The sequence below is a fragment of the Pontibacter toksunensis genome (assembly GCF_042686245.1).
Classification (GTDB): Bacteria; Bacteroidota; Bacteroidia; order Cytophagales; family Hymenobacteraceae; genus Pontibacter; species Pontibacter toksunensis.
On sequence record NZ_JBHUOX010000069.1, the window covers coordinates 1 to 3,595 of the forward strand.

A 3,595-nucleotide genomic window follows, 5' to 3' on the forward strand; every position below is an offset into this window, starting at 1 on the left:
TTGCCGTTGTCAGTGGCCCTGGCCGTCAGCGAGTAGGTGCCTGCCGCCACGCCGCTCCAGCTGTAGCTGTAGGGGCTCGTCAGGTCCTCCCCCAGCTTGGTGGTGCCGTTGTAGAACTCCACTTTTGATACCGTGCCGTCCGTATCAGAGGCAGTGGCGGCGATGCTGATGGTGGCCGGCGCCGTGTAGGTGGCGTTGTTGGCCGGGGAGGTAATGGCCACCGACGGAGATTGGTTTGAAGTAGTGCTGGTGTTGAACACCACGTCCACCCAGTAGTTGCTTGCCTGGTAAGCATTGGTCGGGAAGGCAGGGGTGCCGGTGTAGCGGTAGACCCCGTTGCTGCCGTCCTCCCCGTTGGCCAGGCCCTTCAGCGGCCCGTTGGTGATGGCGGTCCCCAGGCCGTTGTAGGTGGTTGAGTAATAGCCGGCGCTGCTGTGGTAGGAGACGACGTAGGTGGTGTTGGCCGAGATGGCGACAGGAGAAGAAAAGAGCACCTGCTGCCAGCCGGAGGCCGTCTCGTTGGTGAAGGTGGCCTGCGCCAGCAGGGTGCCCGTGCTGCTGTAAAGTTGCCCGATGTGGGTGCCTGTGTTGCCGCTCTGCTTGTAGAAGCGCACGCCTGTCACCGAGCCCGCCTCCGAGGAGCGGAACTTCATCCCCAGCTGCAGCGCCTGCCCGTCGTTCTGGAGCGTGCCGGAGGGGGCGCTGGAGGCCTGAAAAACCGTGCAGGGGCAGGTTACAGTAGCGGTACCTCCTATAGTTACATTCCTGATAGTAGCTGAACTCATGTTTCCTGAATCATCAAAAGCCCTGCTTCTGATAGTAGCTGAACCTGAAGTTGTAGGAGTCCAGGCAATAGTCCAGTTGGTGGTGCCGTTTGCCAACTGCCAGGTACTTCCTCCGTCCGTGGACACTTCCACACCGGCTACAACATTGGCGTCAGATGCAGTTCCACTGATTGTGACTGCATTACCAACTGACAAAGTAGCTCCTTCAGTTGGTGAGGAAATTGTAGTAGAAGGGGCTTGAGTATCAGTAGAGGCTGTTGCAGCCACCAGTCCAGACTGCCTGGTTCCGGGTTGCACACCCATATCAGCAAAAAGGTTCAGCGTAGCCTGTTGTAAAGCCAGACTTGGCGCCGCATTTCCCCGGTCGTGGTTGCTGTCTAAACCCCAGGAGTATTGGACCGTGCCAGCACCAAATACCAATGCTCCACTACTATGTCGGTAAAGAGAAAGGTTATGTACGGCCCCGTCAATGACAGTTCGAGATAAATTGATTCTGCCAGACGGATAGTAAGCGCTGTAAGCTTGCTGATAGGAGTTCCATTCGTAACCTATTGTGCCATAGGTAATGGAAGCCGTTTGTCCGTCACTTAAGGATGCAATGCTGGTATTGCGCCAGAAGCGCAGGTTCTTATATGTACTGGGAACCTGCAAAGATGCATCTGATAACTCCCAGCTTATTTGACCGGTTAAAGCATTTTCAGGATTACAACCATCTGCTAGCGGATCACCCGTTTTGTATTCGCAGCCACTACGCCACAAGCCTGTCCATTCAGGGCTGGGGTCACATTTGCCGTTACAAGTGTTCTCTCCAGTTGCCCCCTCTTTGTAACAAACCAGTGTCCGATAAGTAGTTCCGCTGCCATCTATACTATTTTCCCAGCGGGTTTTCCAGTATACCTCATTTCCGCTGAAAAATGCAAGGTGGGTTCCTGCATTGCGGGCAGCTGTTACGTTGGCCCGGTGTCTTCCTGACCAATACTCATCGTGCCCGACAGACAGAAACACCTTGTGGTTCGGGATGAGATTTCCACGGCGGTCGCTGTCTACGTTTGTAGTGTAACTCACATTATAGCCATTCGCCTCTATCCACCGAATCATAGGGTATTCTGCGTTAAACAGCCAATCCTCTTCCGGTCCACCACCTCCTCCTCCATTACGGGTTAAAAAGGGCCTGTTATAGCTTACTTTCACAGCCTTGCCCCCGGAACCAGTGTAGAGACTTTTCCCGTTACTGTTATCACCGTAAATATTATATGCCTGCCAGGTGGCATCAGAAGTTTGAAAAAGCAGATCTGAGGTACCCGCATCATCACGCACAATGAACACAATATGACTGGAGCCTCCAGTATCAGTCCGAGTCAGTTTCGCAATATAGATACCAGACACAGCATCACCTGGTATAGCCCAACTTGCAGACTCTCCCCAGTTGCCACAGTCCAGTAAGCCTGTGGTTGAATTAGTCAGGCAGGTTGGCTGGCTTTGCGGCAAAGCAGCCGTAACTGATGCTGTTCCTTGAAACCGTGCTCCATTGCCCTGGTAATAGCCGAGACGGTAAACTCTGATTGTATAGCCTCTCGCGCTTGTTTTAATTTTGAAACGAGCGGTCTGACCTTTGTTATAGCTTATATCTGTTGCAAATCCCTGAATTGATAAATCTCCCGCTCCGCTAATCTGCCACTCAGAAGCAGGATTACCAGCCTTTGCATTCTCAGTTACGATAGCATTTTGTGCTGAAAGTCCAGGTATACCAATGAAGTATATAGTTAAAATTGAAACCAGGATTTTTAGCGGCAGACGCAACATAAAAAAATTTCTTATGATTATCCTGGGGGAAAACTCAACATACGCCTTCTGCACATATTGTCCGCTAGGCAAAAAGTTACCATTAAGGTTGAAAGAATTATTCATTTGTCTCCCGTTAAAAATTTTGAATTAAAGCTGGTTTTTATTCAATAGACAAAACTTTAGGTTTGATTACCTTATCATTTACTTCTGTCGGGTAACTCTTAAGCTTCTATTTTTTCTAGCCTGCTATTTTGGTTTTCTTATTATTAAAGTTTTACCCTGTGTAACGCGCTTTTCATTTAGTACATAGATGACTAAGCCTCTTATATCGTGAGAAAACTCCACCTCCTGGAATGCGCCATCGGTTCGGAAACTACGTTCTTCCTCCCCGATCTGAACTATATAGGTAGCTGGAACCTGGTCGGGGTTGTCTTTTTTTATGGAAAACTTTGCCACACGTGCCGGGAAAGTAACATGCTCCGGCACTTTATCAATTGGAAATTCTAATCCTGCAACTTTGACTGTGAATCCTTGAGAAAAAGAAAAGTATGGCAGGACGATAAATGCTATAAAAAAAAGTAGTCTCATGATCTTATTGCATTAAAATGGATAATGAATATCAAATAGATAAAGGATTTTGACAACAGGAGGCTTGCCACTGTCAGGCTTGCTACCTATCTAATATCAGCCTGACAGTTCTTGCTTCTGAGGAAGTTTGGAGCCGTACCAGGTATAGCCCCTTCGCTAATTTAGTGCCGTCTACCTCCACAGAACGCCTCACACCAGATTGTAAAACTCCTTGCTCCAGTACAGCCACCTGTGCACCCTTTGCATCATAAAGGCTCAGCATGTAATTACCACCATCTGATAGGATAAAACTAACGGTTGCTTTTTCAGTAAATGGATTCGGATAAACAATCATATCTTCTTTTTCTTGCAGTTCTGTTGTCTGTAATGAGCTAACAGAAGAAGAAGAAGAAACAGTCGTGCTGGTATTGAACACCACATCCACCCAGTAGTTGCTT

At 48.9% G+C, this 3,595-nt stretch carries 3 protein-coding genes; all 3 read right to left on the reverse strand.

Annotation, left to right across the window (positions count from 1 at the left end):
- Nucleotides 1-2,588, reverse strand: a 2,588-nt coding sequence (locus ACFS7Z_RS27020; protein WP_377492522.1) for a N,N-dimethylformamidase beta subunit family domain-containing protein, incomplete at its 3' end; no start/stop codon positions are given.
- Nucleotides 2,589-2,816: 228 nt separating this feature from the next.
- Nucleotides 2,817-3,158 (reverse strand): hypothetical protein, encoded by a 342-nt coding sequence (locus tag ACFS7Z_RS27025; protein WP_377492526.1) that lies wholly within the window; start codon nucleotides 3,156-3,158, stop codon nucleotides 2,817-2,819.
- 82 nt (nucleotides 3,159-3,240) lie between these two features.
- Nucleotides 3,241-3,595: T9SS type A sorting domain-containing protein (locus tag ACFS7Z_RS27030; protein WP_377492529.1), on the reverse strand; the 355-nt coding region annotated here is incomplete at its 5' end.